Here is a 14,028-nt window from a genome sequence, read left to right on the forward strand (position 1 = left end):
CTCAAGGGAACTCGACCCTGGTCACTGTCCCCGTGCGCAAAGGAATCTTCAAGGAGCATCTCGACGCGATGTCGTAGCGGAGCGTGTGTGCCATGCTTAAACCGCTGCTCGATCCCAATGTCGCCGACGTCGCTCCGGATGCTCCGGTCCTGACTGGATATGACGAGGAGCGGCTGCTCACCTACATCCGCCTGCTCGACGCGGCGGCTGAAAATGCGGACTGGCGCGACGTGGCCAGGATCGTCCTGCACATAGATCCCAAGGAGGAGCCGGAGCGGGCGTTCCGATCTTGGGAGACCCATCTTGCCCGCGCGCGGTGGATGACGACGACCGGCTATCGATATCTTCTGGCCGGCGGTGCGCCGCACTGAGCGTCCAAGGCCATGGTTTGCTGAATCAGCACAGCGGTTTGCCGACTCTCCAACTACCCGATTTGCGTATCGGCAGGGATGCTCATCCCGAAGCCCACATCCTGATGCGGGTACCGGGAGAGGACTTGGCGCATTGCGAGGCGATTGGACCGATCCGGCAGCCTACGCACACATGCAAGGCTACGAGCCTGCAGAGTTCGCTGCCGAATATCTGATCCGGAACGACGAGTTCGTCGCCGAGTGCGGTCAGGTTTCGTCACATCACCCAAGTGCCGTAGAACTTGTTGGTCCACCCGACTTCATCGCTCGTTGGGGCGCGCGATTTCAGAGTCACCGGTGACGGGCTTCCGTTAGCTGGGAACATCGTCTGGACGGAACAGACTTCGCCGCGCGTGCTGCGAGCCACGCAAATCCGATCGTTAGTCAGCCCTTCGCATCAGACTGTTAAACTTTCCAGACTTAGCGGCGCCGCCGCGGACGAGCTGCATATTCTTTGGCCGGTATCGGCCGCGACAAATAATCTCGTCACAGACCTCGGCAACGGCGCGACCGAATTCAACGCGATCGTCCTGCCGCTCGACGACGCCTTCGAGTCGCGGCTCGACGCAGCGCGTAGGTTCTGGCGTGAACTGAACGGCCGATCTCGCGGTCCTGGCTATGGCGCGTTGCCGAAGCAGACGAAGGCGAGACACACTCTCAATCTGCGCGCTCATGACGCCCGCCGCGCAGGGGCCACCTACCGCGAGATCGCGCAGGTGCTGTTGTCACGAGAGCCGATCGCGCCTCGAGACTGGCGCGATCATCATCTCCGGCACAAGGTTAGGGCGATCCTGCGAAGGGCGGATCGCCTTGTGGCCGGCGGCTACCGCGACCTTCTCTTCTATCCGCACAGCCGCAGCCGAAAATCAGATCGCTGAAACCCTTCTCGCATGGGTAGCGAAAACACATCCCCCAATGTTTGCCCTCCCTCGCCTTTCCTCAATTCGACCATCGTCCGTTTCGCGCGTCCCGGCAGGCCAGGACGACAGCAAAACCGAACGGAGATCGAGCGATGTCGAAGGGTCCCGCGGACGCGCCCCAAAAATACCTGCGAACGAAGGAGGGGCACCAATCGTCGGCCTTTGCGCTCGCACGCTGGAAAAGCACCGGACGTACGGCACCGGACCAAAATACCGAAAAGTCGGTGGTCGCGTCCTCTATGACATCGACGATCTGCACGCCTGGATCGAACTTGGTACGCGCACGTCCACCAGCGATGCCAACGCGACCTTTGTTCCGCCTGCCAAGCCGCATGCCGCCCGCGCGCCGGCCTATGCCGGCCGGCGCCATGGCGTCTCCTGATACTGCGGGGCAAAGAAAATGCAGCTTCGCTCGACCGATCAGGGGCAGCTTGATCTGTTCCGCGCGCGCCCCAGTGTGATCACGCCACGCGATGCGCAAGACCTGATGTCGTGGCCGTTTTTCTCACTCGCCAAATCCCGCCGCGTGACACCGATCGACTTTCGCATGGGCGAGGTTTCGATCCGCGTCGAGGCGACGATCGAACATGGCATGGCGACGATCTGGGACGCCGACATCCTGATCTGGGCAGCCAGTCAGATTGTCGATGCACGTGACAAAGGCCTTCGCACGTCGCGTCTGATGTCGGCCACGCCCTACGAGATCCTTGCGTTCATCGAGCGTGGCGACTCCGCTCACTCTTACGACAGACTGAAAGCCGCGCTTGACCGCCTGCAATCGACGACCGTCGCTACATCGATCCGCCAGTCGTCCGAGCGGCGGCGGCATCGCTTCTCCTGGATCAACGAATGGAAGGAGCGGATGGACATCAGTGGGCGCCCACTTGGCCTCGAGCTCATCCTGCCGGACTGGTTCTATGCTGGCGTCATCGACGATGCACTTATTCTCACGATCGACCGCCAATATTTCGGGCTAACGGGCGGCCTGGAGCGCTGGCTTTATCGACTCGTTCGCAAGCACGGTGGCCGCCAGACCTATGGTTGGAGCTTTGATCTCTGCCATCTCCACGTGAAGTCCGGCAGCCTGTCGCCCTTCAAGCGCTTCACCTTCGACCTGCGCGAGATCGTGCGTCGCCAGCCACTGCCGGGCTACCGGCTGGCACTCTCCGTCGATCCCGACGGTCGGTCACGCCTGAACTTCCAACTCAACCCGGACGATCCATTCGCGAGCGCCAGCGCAACGCCGTGCGCGCCACGTGGCCGCACCACTAGGGCTGTGAAATGACTGTGGACAGGCCCGTGCTATCAGGAACCGCAACTCCCGTGCCATCGGGAACCGGATTCCCGCGCTATCAGGAACCGGAATCGGCCTTAAGTCATTGCAGCGATTGCCCCGCTCCTCTAACGTTTCTAACTGTGAATCCTTCGGATTCTTTCTAACGAAAAGCGTTCATCCACGAGGCTGTGGACGACAGCGGAGCCATGATCTTTCGGCCAGGCCGGGAATAGTCAATGTCCGTTGTTCCTCGTGGAACACGACTGTTTTCTCCGCCCCTCGTTTCGCCATGCTGACTGCTGACCTCCGGGCAAGGAGGCTAGTATGAGCGATCTCACCCAGGTCGAGCTGGTGTGGCTGAAGAAGCGGATCGAGAACTACATTCGGTTCGGCAAGCTTGCTGCAAACAGGACTATCGACCGCAGTCGTCGTGTCGTCTCCTTCACGCCAGGTTGCATCTTTGGCTTCGTTCGCTGGACCGCGAACGACTTCGGCACCGTCGCTTCACGCATCGATATCCTACGCGCTGTTGCCACCGGCGAGCGCTGTTCGACTGTCGCCTATGTGCGGCCTGGTGCCGACATCCTGCTTACAGCGATCGGATGGCCGAACGTCGAGAAGGTGCTGAAGATCATCGACGCTATCGAAGCGATCGGAATCGATCCCATTGATGTGTCGCCGGACTACTGGCGGCATGCCCACAGCCGACTCGCCGCGCGCCAGGCGCCCAGGCCCTACACTCGCCAGCGCCATGAGGCATGGCTCCTCCGCCGGCGAGTTGAGCCATGAGCATGCGCGCAACGATCATCATCGCCATGTTCGGCGGCGCGGTCCTCGTCGCTGCGCCGGCATGGATCGACCATCGACCGAAGTTGATCTGGAACGCTTCAGCGAGCGTCCCGGTCGGACTCTACCGCGTCGAGCCGGTCGACCGGATCGGCGTTTCCGAAATTGCCGTCGTCATGCCGCCCAAGCCGCTGGCGGATTTGCTTGCCCAACGCGAATACCTGCCGCACGCGTGCCGCTACTGAAGCATGTGTTGGCACTCGGAGGCACAATGGTGTGCCGGCGAGGCAGCTCCATCATCGTCGACGGCGTGGCCTTTGGACGTGCGCTCGATCGTGACAGTCGTGGCCGGCCGCTGCCCGGCTGGCAGGGCTGCCGCATCGTTGCCGATCGTGAAGTCTTCCTCATGAACTGGGACTCGGCTGACAGTTTCGACGGCAGGTATTTCGGCCCACTCCCGCTCAATTCGATCATCGGCCGCGCAGTCCCGATCTGGACCAACGACCGCACTTCTCCGGCGCCGGATGCCGACAAACCGGTCCCTGGTGACCTTGATACCTCGCACCAAACCTCATCAACTCTCATGAAAGGAGCACCGCAATGGCTCAGATCGGCACCTTCACCCGCAACGATGACGGCTTCTTCGGCAACATCTCGACGCTGACGCTCGACGCGAAACTCACCATCCTGCCTGTAGAGAAATCGGACGCGGAGAATGCTCCCGACCATCGCGTCTTCTGCGAAGGCATGGAGATCGGCGCGGCGTGGGATCGGACTGGCGGCAAGGCCGGCAACTATCTCTGGGTCTCCATCGATGATCCGTCGCTCACTCAGGCGATCCGCGCCAATTTGTTTCAGTCCGATGCCGAGAAAAGTGTCTGGACGTTACACTGGAGCCGGCAGTCGTAGCGCGACGAGCGAGGCTGACCGGATGCTCCGATTGCGCTCCAGCGGCCTTTCTATGTCAAACCCTTTGATCGATCGGGCGTCGGTCAAACCCTTCGACCCGATCGCCTGTCAGGCGGCCGGCGCGCGCAGCGAAGGTCAAGGGTGGCCGAACGCTTGCCCGTCGTGCAAGACGTTCATGGCGCCGCACGTTGCGGCAACAAAGTCCGGCCGGCGAAGCCTTACCCTTGACGGAAGCGAGCACGGTGGCAGGCTGCAGGCGCGTCGGGATCGTGGTGCAGGTACTTTTATCTGCCGAGGCATTGCAGCGCTGTCTGCAAGCGTCATACTCGCCCTTACGGCGTCTATTGTCTGTGCTGAGCCTTCCGCGCATCGTGAACGGCCGGCGCACTCCAGCAGTACCATCTCGTCCGCTGATCCCTGGTCGGCGCATATCCGGGAGGCGGCCAAACGCTTTGCCATTCCCGAGCGACTACTTCGCGCCGTCATGCGCGTCGAGAGCGTTGGGGATGTTCATGCGGTGTCGAGCAAGGTCGCGATGGGCCTGATGCAGATCATGCCGGCGACGTGGGATGAACTGCGGATCAAGCATCATCTTGGCGACGTTCCTTATCAGCCGCGCGACAACATTTTTGCAGGTGCAGCGTATCTGCGTGAGATGCTCGACCGCTTCGGCCGCAACGGCTTCCTCGCTGCTTACAATGCCGGTCCTGGGCGATACGAAGAGCATCTTGTTACCGGCCGGCCACTTCCGCGCGAGACGATCGACTACGTCAGGAAACTGGCGCCCCTGATCAATGGTTCGGTTCCCATTCCGATGCGCGCACGTCAAGGAGCGGGCAGGGCGAGCGCACTCGAAGCGGCGATTTTCGCGCACGTCGTGAACACACGGAATAGCTCGGCACCGCAGGGTGAGCGCGAGACTAATGTTCCCGTAGAGAGCGTCTTCACGGCGATCCGTTCACCCAGCGTGCGAGCACCGGTGGACAAAGCGGTCACCGATCTTACGGTGCTCGTACCGCAACCGGACGGCCCGCGCAGTGAAGGCGTATCAGTTCCGAACTCCGCTATTCGTAGTCCGTTTGTGCAGACCTCCGCCGTGACTCCACGATGATCTCAGCATTCCTGGTCAATCGCACTCCGGCCTGTTCTGTCGCGGAATTGGCGGCGGGAGGGCAGTTCACCGGGGAAGTCGGGAAGGGATGGCGAGATAAAAGGCCGCGAGGTGCAGCTGATGGCGGTCGTGGTTTTTCAGCGGCTTACAAGCCGATTGCGCGATGTGCGCAACATCGGCGCACATCGCGGCTTCGCGGCTTCGCCAACGATTTCTATAGCTTGATGCGATGTGCGGCGGTGCTGCGATGAAAAACGGGGACGATTTCCGCATCCGCCCGGGCCGCATCCGCTCGACCCGCGCCCAGCAGTCCAGGCCCTTCATCGCCCAGGCGCTCGCCGCGGCCCAGAAGGCCGGCGGCCACGTCTCACGATCCGGCAGGATCACATCGGGCAGCCGCTCGCGCTTTGGCCGCGGCATTCGCGCGTCCATTCAGGCCAACCGCCTGCTAACGGCACGCTCCCGCATCACAGTCATCAAGACGCGCGTGGTTCGGCACCTGGCGCGATCAGCGCCGCTATCCGCCCACCTCAACTATCTCAGGCGCGAGGGCGTCACTCGTGACGGAGAGAAGGCGCGGCTGTTCGGACCCGAGACAGACCATGCCGATCGCAAAGAGTTTGCCGAGCGCTGCAAGGATGACCGGCATCACTTCCGCTTCATCGTCTCGCCTGAGGACGCGGTGGACATGGCCGATCTCAAGACCTTCGCCCGCGACCTCATGAGGAAAATGGAGAAGGACCTCGGCACGAAACTCGATTGGGTTGGCGTCAACCACTGGAACACCGACAACCCGCATGTCCATATCATCCTGCGCGGACGGACCGACGGCGGCCAGGACCTCGTCATCTCTCGCGACTACATCAAGCAAGGAATGCGCGATCGGGCGCAGGACCTCATCACCCAGGAGCTGGGGCCGCGCACGGACCACGAGATCCGCCGCAATCTCGAACGGCAGATCGAAGCGGAACGCTGGACCAGTCTCGACCGCCAGCTTGCGCGCGACGGCAATCGCACCGGCGTCATCGACATGGCACCGAGGCCGGACCGCCAGCCAGATGAATTCCATGCGATGAAGGTCGGGCGGCTTCACAAACTCGAAACCCTCGGTCTCGCCGACCAGGTCGGCCCCGGCCAATGGCTGATGTCCGAGAATGCCGAAGCGACGCTGCGCGAACTCGGCGAGCGCGGCGATATCATCAAGCGCATCCACCGAGGCCTGACCGAGCGCGGCATCGAGCGCGGTACCGCGAACTACGTGCTGGCTGGAGAAAGTCTCGATGATCCCGTCATCGGCCGGCTGGTAAATCGTGGCCTCGACGATGAATTGAAAGGTACGGCCTTTGCCGTGGTCGACGGCACGGACGGGCGAACCCATCACATCAAGCTGCCAGACCTCGATGCCGCCGGCGACAGCGGGCTGGGCTCGATCGTTGAGCTTCGCAAGTTCGACGATGCGCAGGGTCGCCGCCGGGTGGCACTTGCCATCCGCTCCGACCTCGACATCGAACGGCAGATCACTGCGACCGGGGCTACCTGGCTCGACCGTCAGGCGATCGCGCGCGAGCCGGTGGCCCTCGGCGGCGGCGGCTTCGGCGCCGAGGTGCGCGCCGCCATGGACCGCCGCGCCGAGCACCTAATCGAACAAGGTTTTGCCGAACGGCAGGGCGGCAGCGTGATTTTCACCCGAAACCTGATCGACAGCCTGCGCAAGCGCGAAATCGAGGCGCTGGGCGAGAAGCTCGCCGGCGAGACCGGGCGTCCCTTCAATCGATCCACCAGCGGCGACTATGTCGCCGGCAACTACCGTCAGCGTTTCGCGCTCGCCTCCGGTCGCTTCGCCATGATCGACGACGGACTTGGGTTCCAGCTCGTGCCCTGGTCGCCGTCGCTGGAAAAGCAGCTCGGCCAGCATGTCACCGGCGTGACGCGCAACGATGGCGGCGTCCACTGGAGTTTTGGCCGCAAACGCGGGCTCGGGCTGTGATCCCCTCGTTGTTAACAAAGGAGCTTCACTGTGTCCGGCGTGCAGGTGCGCCAGTCACGCAAGGAGCGATCTGGGCCGTTTTGCGCGTTGAGGCGGCGACATGGAATCCTAGATTGACACTCGACCACTGGCGCTATTAGATAGCCTGATGGCTACTCGTCAAGATCAGCTGTCGGCGGTTCTTGCGGCACTTTCTGACCCAACGCGACGCGCAGTCGTTGAGCGTCTTACGGCGGGTCCAGCCTCGGTTTCCGACCTTTCGTCGCCATTCGGCATGGCCGGACCGTCGTTCCTGAAACACCTCAAAGTGCTTGAGGAAGCGGGTATTGCGGAGAGCGAAAAGAGGGGGCGCGTGCGTCTCGTCAGATTGCGCTCTGAGGCCTTGCAATGGGTGGAGGACTGGTCGCGGACACATCGACGTCAGTTGGAGCGACGCCTAGATAATCTCGGCGACTTCCTAAAGAAGAGCAATAACTGATGCCTAAGCAGCGGGAGCGTCACGAGCAATTCTCAACGGTGCGGCACTACCCGAGCACTCGGACCGAAGTCTGGGCCGCGTGGTCGATACGAGAGAAGAAGGCCGCTTGGCTGCGCAATTCGGAGCTACAGTTGGATTTCCGCGTAGGCGGAAAGGAGCATTCCGAATTTAGTGCAACGATCGCCATGTCAACGACACGTACTTCTTTGAGATAACCGAGCTCGAACGAATAGTTCTGGCGTACTCAATGGCCAAGAACGACCGCGTCCACTCGGTCTCGCTCGCGACGATCACGTTCGAAGATCACGAGGGCGGAACTCGGTTCACCTACAAAGAGCAGATGTGCATCCTCCCTCCGAGCGACGGTGTTGAGGGGCGAACGCACGGATGGAACATCCTTCTCGATGTGCTCGGCGAATACCTGTCTGGGAAGCAGGCATAGTCGGCGCTTGAGCCAAGTTTGTTGCGCTGCGCTGGGCTGAATGAAAATACATAGCCAAACGGCTTCCTCTCTTGATCCTAACGTGCGACGCGTTAGATAGCCGCAAGGATACCTATTTCGCCATGTCGGGGGAGCGTCAACCACAGGAGTGACCAAAATGCGCAAGGTCCGCGTCTTCAACAGTGTTTCGATAGACGGGTATTTCAGTGCTCGTGACGGTGACTATCAGTGGGCTCATGAGGGGGCCAACGACCCTGAACTCGCTGAGTTCACCAAAAGCAACGCGCAAGGTGAGAACGTGCTGGTTTTTGGCAGGGTCACTTATGATGTGATGGTCGCTTGGTGGCCGACGGCGGAGGCGGCTAAGACCATGCCCGAAGTCGCAAAGGGCATGAACCAAGCTCCGAAATATGTATTTTCTCGCTCGCTCAAAACGGCAAGTTGGGCGAATACGACGTTGCTGCATGACGATCCGGCCGGCGCGATCGCCCGCATCAAGGCAAGCCCCGGGCCCGATCTAACAGTTCTCGGGTCTGGGACCATTGTCGCCCAACTTACCGAGGCGGGCGTAATCGATGAGATTCAGTTGCTCGTCGTTCCAGTCATCTTGGGCTCTGGCAAGAGCCTCTTCAGTGAAGTCAGCGGTCGCCCCTGGTGGAATCTGACCAAGTCGAAAACCTTCAAGAACGGTCGCGTGTTTGCGTCTTACGAGCGACTAAGGCATCAGAAGTCCGGTTGGTCGTGTAAAGAGCCGATCTTCGCGACGTCGGACGAACGTGCGGCCCGTGGGCTTCGGAGCGCCAATCTGCACGCTGCGAAGGTTATGAGCACCCGGGGGATGCTTCTACCGTCCGCCGCTTTCGATCGCTGAAGCCCGTATTTGCCGCCGTCAAGCCGATCGGCAGGGACAGACCACCGCCAGTGCCGTCGCCGCCTTGCAGCAGGTGACGTCATCGGCCTTCTGTTCTTCAGCATGGCTTCGACGGTTTCCACTATAACCGGCCAGCGTCCTCTCATTCTGGATTGGCATTATATTTGAATTCGCGCAGGATCTAGTAGCCGCGCTACCTCCTCCGCGGTATACCGGGATGATTGCGACCGAACCGATCTTCTCAATCGTATCTGCTCACGGTTCTAGCTGTCGAACCGAAAATGGTCGGATTTGGATAATGGATCATAAATGCTAGACGCATACCGACTGTAACAGCGCCCGCATGACTTCGGCCTCGAAAGCGCCAGGCATCTGGCTGGCCTCGGCCAGTTGCCTTGCATCCCAGTCACGCGCGATGCGGCCCTCGGCCAGAAGCAGAGCGCGGTTGCACAGGCCGGGCACAGCCTCCACGACATGGGTGGAGATGATGATCGCATGGCGGTCACTCGAAGCCAGAGCCAGGATGATGCGCTTCACCTCGAAGGCGGCGAGCGGATCGAGGCCGTTGAGGGACTCGTCGAGGATCAGCAGCGGTGGCACGCCGAGCAGAGCTGCGGCGATGGCGATCTTGGCCCGCGTGCCGAGTGAGTATTCGGCAATCGGCCGCTCGATCCAGCGGTTCAGCCCGAGCCGTCCTGCGACGTCGGCCACGGGCCATTCATCTTCAGTGCAGCCGCGGATCGATGCCACGGACTGGAGATATTGCCGGCCGGTCAGCGCCCCCGGCAGGTCGGGCGGATCGATGGCGAGGCCGAAGCCGGACTTGGCGCGCTCCGGTTCACCGGCAAGGTCGACGCCGTTGATCGCCACGCTGCCCGCGAGCGGCCGCATCTGACCGCTGATTGCTCTCAGCAAGGTGGATTTGCCCGAGCCATTGGCGCCAAGCACGCCAAGGATGTCGCCACGGCCCAGCGACAGGTCGACGCTGCGGACGACAGGCCGGCCGCCATAACCGGCACTGAGCCCGCGAACGTCAAGGATCCCGGCAGGACTGCTACCCATGGCGATATCTCCGTTGCGCCCGGTGCCACAGGAACAGGACAAGGGCGGCAAAACCGATTAGCACCGGGCGCCCGTATTCAAGCGACTCGTAGCTGGTATAGGCGATGGCACTGAGGAAGCTAAACGCGGCGACGAAGGGCGCGGTCATGAAATAGGCGGCGAAAACCGAATAGGCGCCATTCAGCGCCAGCAGCCAGATGCCGCTGGCGACCGGCGTCGTCCAGGCCGAGGGTTCCGCCGCCACGGCAGCGCCGGCCGGCAGGAGAAAGAAGGCGACCGACAATTGCAGGGGCAGCCGCGCCAGGCGCAGCCAGGCCCTGGTAAAGCCGAGCGGCGCGGTGCGCAGCACTGGTGAGCCGAGCGGGTGGAATCGCGCACTCAGCATGAAAACGGCAAGTCCGCCGGTCAGGCCGGCTGTGGCGGCCGGGACCGCATCGTGATGAACGAGGCTGATCGCTGCGGAAAGAGCCGCGACGACACCGAAGACGATAGCCGCACCCACCAATCGCCAGGACGGGCGCACATGGCCGGCCGGCAGGCCCCACGCCCAGCTGGAGAGCCAGGCGGGTGCCGAACGGTCGAAAGCGCCGAGCAAGGGCCGGCGCCCGCTCCGATCGCTCGCCAGATCGGCAGTGTCGCTGTGGACGAGGTCGCGAGCGCTCCGCACACGCAGGACGGCTGCCGCGCAAAAGCCGGCGCCAAACAGGATCGCGGCGCCGAGACCCCAGACAGGCGCCAATGGCTTGGCGAGGACGAAACAGCCAAGGCCCACCGTCGCCGCCACGCCGAAGGCAATGGGAACGCACAGCGCACATGTCGCCACCGCCGCCATGTGCCGGCGCTCCCGAAGCGACAGTGGCAATGCCCTCAGGAACGGTGCAAAGGCGCGCGACAGGCAAAGTCTTGCGATCCCGCCCCCGGTGACGCCTCCCAGGCCAAGAAGTGCCCCCGGCAAACCAAGCATCCACAGCGCCTGCGCTTGCCGTAGCGTGGCTGCTGCCGCCTGCAACGCGACGACCATGTCAGCGATGGCATAGGCAATCAGAGCCCCGCCACCAAGCCCGATCCAGGCAAGGTCGCGGCGGCGCATCGAGCGCAAGCCGGCCGACAACTCGCGCCAAAGGAGAGTCAGGACAAGCCTGTCGTGCCGCATTGTTCCATCATCGCGATCGGGCCTCGCAGACCGGTTGGATATCGACATAGGTCAGCGACGATTGTGCCGCCAGTAGGGCCGTCGCGGCTCAACCTCCCCCAGCGGGCGTTGCGTTGACATTCTTCAGCGCGGTCAGGAGATATTCCTGCATTGTCGCCTGAAGGTTGGTCGTTGCGCTGCGCACCGCAGCCATCGCGTCCTTCACCGCCGCTTCGTCGAAAGGCGTGGCTTTCTGTGCCGCCGCCAGATTGGCACGAGCGCTGCGCAGGTCGCGCAGCGCCTGGAAAGTGCGCGCGCGGTTGTCGCGCAGCACGCTGCGGAATTCGTTCCTCACCTCAGGCGGATAGTTGCTGGCGATTTCCGACAGCAGCACGCCCGCCGCCGCGCCCTGGCGTAGGCCATACATGGCATAACCGACGAGGAAGAAGTTGACGGCGAGCGAAAGCGCAAGCAGCACCAGCGTCGTCGTCCATATCCAGGAGCGCTTCAAAGCGAGCTCTCCTCTGCCGGGTCGGCCGCGACCACACCATCGTCGGCCAGGGACGATCCCGACGACAACGCCAGCAGTTCCGTATCGGACAGATCGTCCTGCAGCCGCGCCACCTGGTAGCCTGCCAGCGTCGCCGCCACGATCGCGGCAGCGGCGCAGGCCGCGAACCCGGTCGGACTCAAGAGCAGGCGCGCCAGGAAGGAGGGGCCAGCCGAGCCGGCTTCGATGCGACCCTGCACCTTGCGTGCCAATTCCTGGTCGTCGCCATCGGTCAGCGCCGCCTCGAGCACGAGGCGGTCGAGCACGGCATCGGGATCTTCCTTCCGCTCCGCTGCCAGCAGGGCAAGGGCCTGCTGGCGGAAGGGCGCCGGCCACGTCTCGACAGTGTCGCCGAAGCGACGCCTGTTTCGTTCGAATTCGTCCCGCGTCATGAGGACTTCCTTTCGGTGCCCATGGCCACCATTGCCAAATGATCCCTGAGTGCGCGCCGTCCGCGCACAAGCAATTGCTCGGCCGAGCCGACGCTGCTGCCCATCACCTCGGCGATCGCCGCGATGTCGAGGTCGCCGACGGCCCTCAGCAACACCGCCATGCGCTGCCGTTCCGGCAGGCGCGAGAGCCCGTCGCGCACGATCGCCAGCTCCTGCCGCGCCGCGGTCGTCGCCTCGGCATCCGCCTCTGGCGACGTGATGTCGTCCCTTATGTCGTCCAGCCCGATGAAACTGCGCAGCGCCCTGCGTCGACGCTGGTCGATGCAACGGTTGGCGGTGATCCGGTAGAGCCAGGTCGAAGCCCGTCCTCTGGCCGGATCGAACCGCGCGGCCTGTTTCCAGACAGTCACGAACACCTCCTGCACCACATCCTCGGCATCGGCGGCATTGCCGAGATAGCGCGCGGCAAACATCCGCAGCCCACGGCCATGGCGGGCGATGAGCTCGGACAGCGCGCTTTGGCTGCCCGCTGCGACGCGCGCCAGAAGCTCATCGTCGCCATGGGGCTCCTCATGTCGCACGGCGGCGCACATCCACGGACGAGACTGCTGGTTGGGCGAATCCGAAATTCGCATCGATCAGGAGGACCACAGAAACGAATTTCGGATTCAAATCCATCACACCAGATGTCAGCGCCGCCAGCGGCGGAAGCCGTGGACGGTGTTGTCGTTCGGGCCGGTGAAGCTGCCGGCCGACCGGCCATGGAACGGCCCACGCGCCGACACTCGTTTCCCCGAAAAGGTCTGCCCATTCGGCCCTGTGCCAGAATAGCTTCTGGCGCAGCGGTCAACAACGCCTCCCACGCATTTGGAACTCGACGTGTAAGTGCCGCCATTCGGACCGGTGCGGGTGGTCGAGCCGCTATAGACGTTGCCGTCCTTGCCATCGCTGCGGCTGATCTCGCCGCCATGCGCGGTCGGACGCTGCCACTCCTCGGCCGAGGCTGGTGCCGACCAGACAAGCATTGCGCCGAGGCAGAAAATCGGAATCTTTACCGAAGACAACATGTCGTACTCCTTGTTTTGTAAAGGGAATGATCGCTGCCGATCATCAGTTGGCGTGCTCGGCGATCAGCTTGCGGACAGAGGCGATCTCGTCGGCCGAAAGCTTGCCATCTCCGTCGCGGTCCGCGAGGTCGAACAGCGGCATGCTGCTGGCGAATTCCGGTTCGGAGACCTTGCCGTCGCCATTGGCGTCCATGCGCCGCCAGCGGTTGGCGAGCCGCGCCTGTGCGATCTCGGCGCGGTCCTTTATGGCCTGGCGGGCGCTCTCTATCTCGTTCCTGTCGATGACGCCGTCGCCATTGCGGTCGAGCTTCCTGAACAGGCGCACGCGGGCGGCCGCCATCTCGTCCTTCGAGATGACGCCGTCGCCGTTGGTGTCGATCCGTTGCAGAATGCGCTGGCCGGGCATGTCCTGTGCCTGAGCCGCGCCGAGCGGCGCCAGCCCGATGAGCAGGGCCGCAATGAGCGCTGAGCGTTTCATGATGATGATCCTTTCGTTGTCGGGTCACGGGGCGATTGCTGACCGATACGCAGCGCCGGCCTGGCTCCTACGCTCGACACGCAAGATTCTTTGCTGACCTGCCAATCGCCGTCCTGTGTCTCCTGAAAAAATCGCACGGCACGCGTAGGCCGGCCCG

The 14,028-nt window shown here is 62.9% G+C and carries 20 protein-coding genes and 1 pseudogene; 13 read left to right on the forward strand and 8 right to left on the reverse strand.

Annotation, left to right across the window (positions count from 1 at the left end; translation table 11 throughout):
• Window positions 1-92: 92 nt before the first annotated feature.
• The 3 genes from LB571_RS26585 to LB571_RS26595 are packed head-to-tail and all read left to right on the forward strand — an operon-like array spanning window position 93 to window position 1,288.
• Window positions 93-371 carry a DNA -binding domain-containing protein gene (locus LB571_RS26585; protein ID WP_224599268.1) on the forward strand — a complete coding sequence of 93 codons (279 nt, stop codon included), beginning with the start codon at window positions 93-95 and terminating at the stop codon, window positions 369-371.
• Window positions 358-711 (forward strand): transcriptional regulator domain-containing protein, encoded by a 354-nt coding sequence (locus LB571_RS28985; RefSeq protein ID WP_224599269.1) that lies wholly within the window; start codon window positions 358-360, stop codon window positions 709-711. Before LB571_RS26585 ends, LB571_RS28985 begins: the two co-directional genes overlap by 14 nt.
• A gap of 52 nt (window positions 712-763) precedes the next feature.
• On the forward strand, window positions 764-1,288 hold the full coding sequence (locus LB571_RS26595) for a DUF2285 domain-containing protein (protein ID WP_224599270.1): 525 nt from the start codon (window positions 764-766) through the stop codon (window positions 1,286-1,288).
• A 61-nt stretch (window positions 1,289-1,349) separates the two neighbouring features.
• On the opposite strand, the gene LB571_RS28895 is transcribed toward LB571_RS26595, so the two are convergent.
• Window positions 1,350-1,700: a hypothetical protein gene (locus LB571_RS28895; protein WP_318011590.1), complete on the reverse strand. Its 351-nt coding sequence runs from the start codon at window positions 1,698-1,700 to the stop codon at window positions 1,350-1,352.
• A gap of 30 nt (window positions 1,701-1,730) precedes the next feature.
• On the opposite strand from LB571_RS28895, the gene LB571_RS26605 reads away from it, so the two are divergent.
• From LB571_RS26605 to LB571_RS26645, 10 genes and pseudogenes are all read left to right on the forward strand, one after another.
• On the forward strand, window positions 1,731-2,615 hold the full coding sequence (locus LB571_RS26605) for a replication initiator protein A (RefSeq protein WP_224599271.1): 885 nt from the start codon (window positions 1,731-1,733) through the stop codon (window positions 2,613-2,615).
• A 315-nt stretch (window positions 2,616-2,930) separates the two neighbouring features.
• Window positions 2,931-3,395 carry a DUF2840 domain-containing protein gene (locus LB571_RS26610; RefSeq protein ID WP_224599273.1) on the forward strand — a complete coding sequence of 155 codons (465 nt, stop codon included), beginning with the start codon at window positions 2,931-2,933 and terminating at the stop codon, window positions 3,393-3,395.
• Window positions 3,392-3,637 (forward strand): hypothetical protein, encoded by a 246-nt coding sequence (locus LB571_RS28990; RefSeq protein WP_411908847.1) that lies wholly within the window; start codon window positions 3,392-3,394, stop codon window positions 3,635-3,637. Before LB571_RS26610 ends, LB571_RS28990 begins: the two co-directional genes overlap by 4 nt.
• Before the next feature lie 26 nt (window positions 3,638-3,663).
• Complete coding sequence (locus LB571_RS28995) at window positions 3,664-4,056, forward strand: S26 family signal peptidase (protein ID WP_411908848.1); 393 nt, start codon at window positions 3,664-3,666, stop codon at window positions 4,054-4,056.
• Window positions 3,993-4,301, forward strand: coding sequence for a DUF736 domain-containing protein (locus LB571_RS26620; protein WP_224599275.1), 309 nt, complete (start codon window positions 3,993-3,995; stop codon window positions 4,299-4,301). Before LB571_RS28995 ends, LB571_RS26620 begins: the two co-directional genes overlap by 64 nt.
• Before the next feature lie 31 nt (window positions 4,302-4,332).
• On the forward strand, window positions 4,333-5,412 hold the full coding sequence (locus LB571_RS26625) for a lytic transglycosylase domain-containing protein (RefSeq protein ID WP_224599277.1): 1,080 nt from the start codon (window positions 4,333-4,335) through the stop codon (window positions 5,410-5,412).
• 247 nt (window positions 5,413-5,659) lie between these two features.
• Window positions 5,660-7,399, forward strand: a complete 1,740-nt coding sequence (locus LB571_RS26630; protein ID WP_224599280.1) for a relaxase/mobilization nuclease domain-containing protein — start codon at window positions 5,660-5,662, stop codon at window positions 7,397-7,399.
• Between the two features lie 148 nt (window positions 7,400-7,547).
• Entirely contained in the window at window positions 7,548-7,877 is a 330-nt protein-coding gene (locus LB571_RS26635; protein ID WP_224599282.1) for an ArsR/SmtB family transcription factor, read from the forward strand.
• Between the two features lie 205 nt (window positions 7,878-8,082).
• Window positions 8,083-8,319 (forward strand): annotated as a pseudogene (locus LB571_RS28840) (SRPBCC domain-containing protein); the annotation flags it as partial.
• Window positions 8,320-8,476: 157 nt separating this feature from the next.
• Window positions 8,477-9,190 (forward strand): dihydrofolate reductase family protein, encoded by a 714-nt coding sequence (locus LB571_RS26645; protein WP_224599284.1) that lies wholly within the window; start codon window positions 8,477-8,479, stop codon window positions 9,188-9,190.
• A gap of 312 nt (window positions 9,191-9,502) precedes the next feature.
• Here LB571_RS26645 and LB571_RS26650 read toward each other — a convergent pair whose 3' ends face one another.
• The 7 genes from LB571_RS26650 to LB571_RS26680 form a co-directional block, all read right to left on the reverse strand.
• Window positions 9,503-10,252 (reverse strand): ATP-binding cassette domain-containing protein, encoded by a 750-nt coding sequence (locus LB571_RS26650; RefSeq protein ID WP_224599286.1) that lies wholly within the window; start codon window positions 10,250-10,252, stop codon window positions 9,503-9,505.
• Complete coding sequence (locus LB571_RS26655) at window positions 10,245-11,405, reverse strand: hypothetical protein (protein WP_224599288.1); 1,161 nt, start codon at window positions 11,403-11,405, stop codon at window positions 10,245-10,247. Before LB571_RS26655 ends, LB571_RS26650 begins: the two co-directional genes overlap by 8 nt.
• An 88-nt stretch (window positions 11,406-11,493) precedes the next feature.
• Window positions 11,494-11,895 (reverse strand): periplasmic heavy metal sensor, encoded by a 402-nt coding sequence (locus LB571_RS26660; protein ID WP_224599291.1) that lies wholly within the window; start codon window positions 11,893-11,895, stop codon window positions 11,494-11,496.
• A complete protein-coding gene (locus tag LB571_RS26665) occupies window positions 11,892-12,326 on the reverse strand; it encodes a hypothetical protein (RefSeq protein WP_224599293.1) in 435 nt (144 codons plus the stop codon). The genes LB571_RS26660 and LB571_RS26665 overlap by 4 nt, the downstream gene beginning before the upstream one ends.
• Entirely contained in the window at window positions 12,323-12,907 is a 585-nt protein-coding gene (locus tag LB571_RS26670; protein WP_224599294.1) for an RNA polymerase sigma factor, read from the reverse strand. The genes LB571_RS26665 and LB571_RS26670 overlap by 4 nt, the downstream gene beginning before the upstream one ends.
• Before the next feature lie 108 nt (window positions 12,908-13,015).
• A complete protein-coding gene (locus LB571_RS26675) occupies window positions 13,016-13,393 on the reverse strand; it encodes a hypothetical protein (protein WP_224599296.1) in 378 nt (125 codons plus the stop codon).
• Between the two features lie 43 nt (window positions 13,394-13,436).
• Window positions 13,437-13,871 carry an EF-hand domain-containing protein gene (locus LB571_RS26680; protein ID WP_224599298.1) on the reverse strand — a complete coding sequence of 145 codons (435 nt, stop codon included), beginning with the start codon at window positions 13,869-13,871 and terminating at the stop codon, window positions 13,437-13,439.
• Between the last annotated feature and the right edge of the window lie 157 nt (window positions 13,872-14,028).

It is taken from the genome of Mesorhizobium sp. BR1-1-4, from assembly GCF_020165375.1.
Lineage (GTDB): Bacteria > Pseudomonadota > Alphaproteobacteria > Rhizobiales > Rhizobiaceae > Mesorhizobium > Mesorhizobium australicum.

Coding starts and splice junctions, on each gene's coding strand:
- LB571_RS28895 (WP_318011590.1), bottom strand. CDS start 1,700: ATGGCGCCGGCCGGCATAGGCCGGCGCGCGGGCGGCATGCGGCTTGGC.
- LB571_RS26650 (WP_224599286.1), bottom strand. CDS start 10,252: ATGGGTAGCAGTCCTGCCGGGATCCTTGACGTTCGCGGGCTCAGTGCC.
- LB571_RS26645 (WP_224599284.1), top strand. CDS start 8,477: ATGCGCAAGGTCCGCGTCTTCAACAGTGTTTCGATAGACGGGTATTTC.
- LB571_RS28995 (WP_411908848.1), top strand. CDS start 3,664: ATGGTGTGCCGGCGAGGCAGCTCCATCATCGTCGACGGCGTGGCCTTT.
- LB571_RS26675 (WP_224599296.1), bottom strand. CDS start 13,393: ATGTTGTCTTCGGTAAAGATTCCGATTTTCTGCCTCGGCGCAATGCTT.
- LB571_RS26630 (WP_224599280.1), top strand. CDS start 5,660: ATGAAAAACGGGGACGATTTCCGCATCCGCCCGGGCCGCATCCGCTCG.
- LB571_RS26610 (WP_224599273.1), top strand. CDS start 2,931: ATGAGCGATCTCACCCAGGTCGAGCTGGTGTGGCTGAAGAAGCGGATC.
- LB571_RS26665 (WP_224599293.1), bottom strand. CDS start 12,326: ATGACGCGGGACGAATTCGAACGAAACAGGCGTCGCTTCGGCGACACT.
- LB571_RS26620 (WP_224599275.1), top strand. CDS start 3,993: ATGGCTCAGATCGGCACCTTCACCCGCAACGATGACGGCTTCTTCGGC.
- LB571_RS26680 (WP_224599298.1), bottom strand. CDS start 13,871: ATGAAACGCTCAGCGCTCATTGCGGCCCTGCTCATCGGGCTGGCGCCG.
- LB571_RS26585 (WP_224599268.1), top strand. CDS start 93: ATGCTTAAACCGCTGCTCGATCCCAATGTCGCCGACGTCGCTCCGGAT.
- LB571_RS28990 (WP_411908847.1), top strand. CDS start 3,392: ATGAGCATGCGCGCAACGATCATCATCGCCATGTTCGGCGGCGCGGTC.
- LB571_RS26605 (WP_224599271.1), top strand. CDS start 1,731: ATGCAGCTTCGCTCGACCGATCAGGGGCAGCTTGATCTGTTCCGCGCG.
- LB571_RS26635 (WP_224599282.1), top strand. CDS start 7,548: ATGGCTACTCGTCAAGATCAGCTGTCGGCGGTTCTTGCGGCACTTTCT.
- LB571_RS26655 (WP_224599288.1), bottom strand. CDS start 11,405: ATGCGGCACGACAGGCTTGTCCTGACTCTCCTTTGGCGCGAGTTGTCG.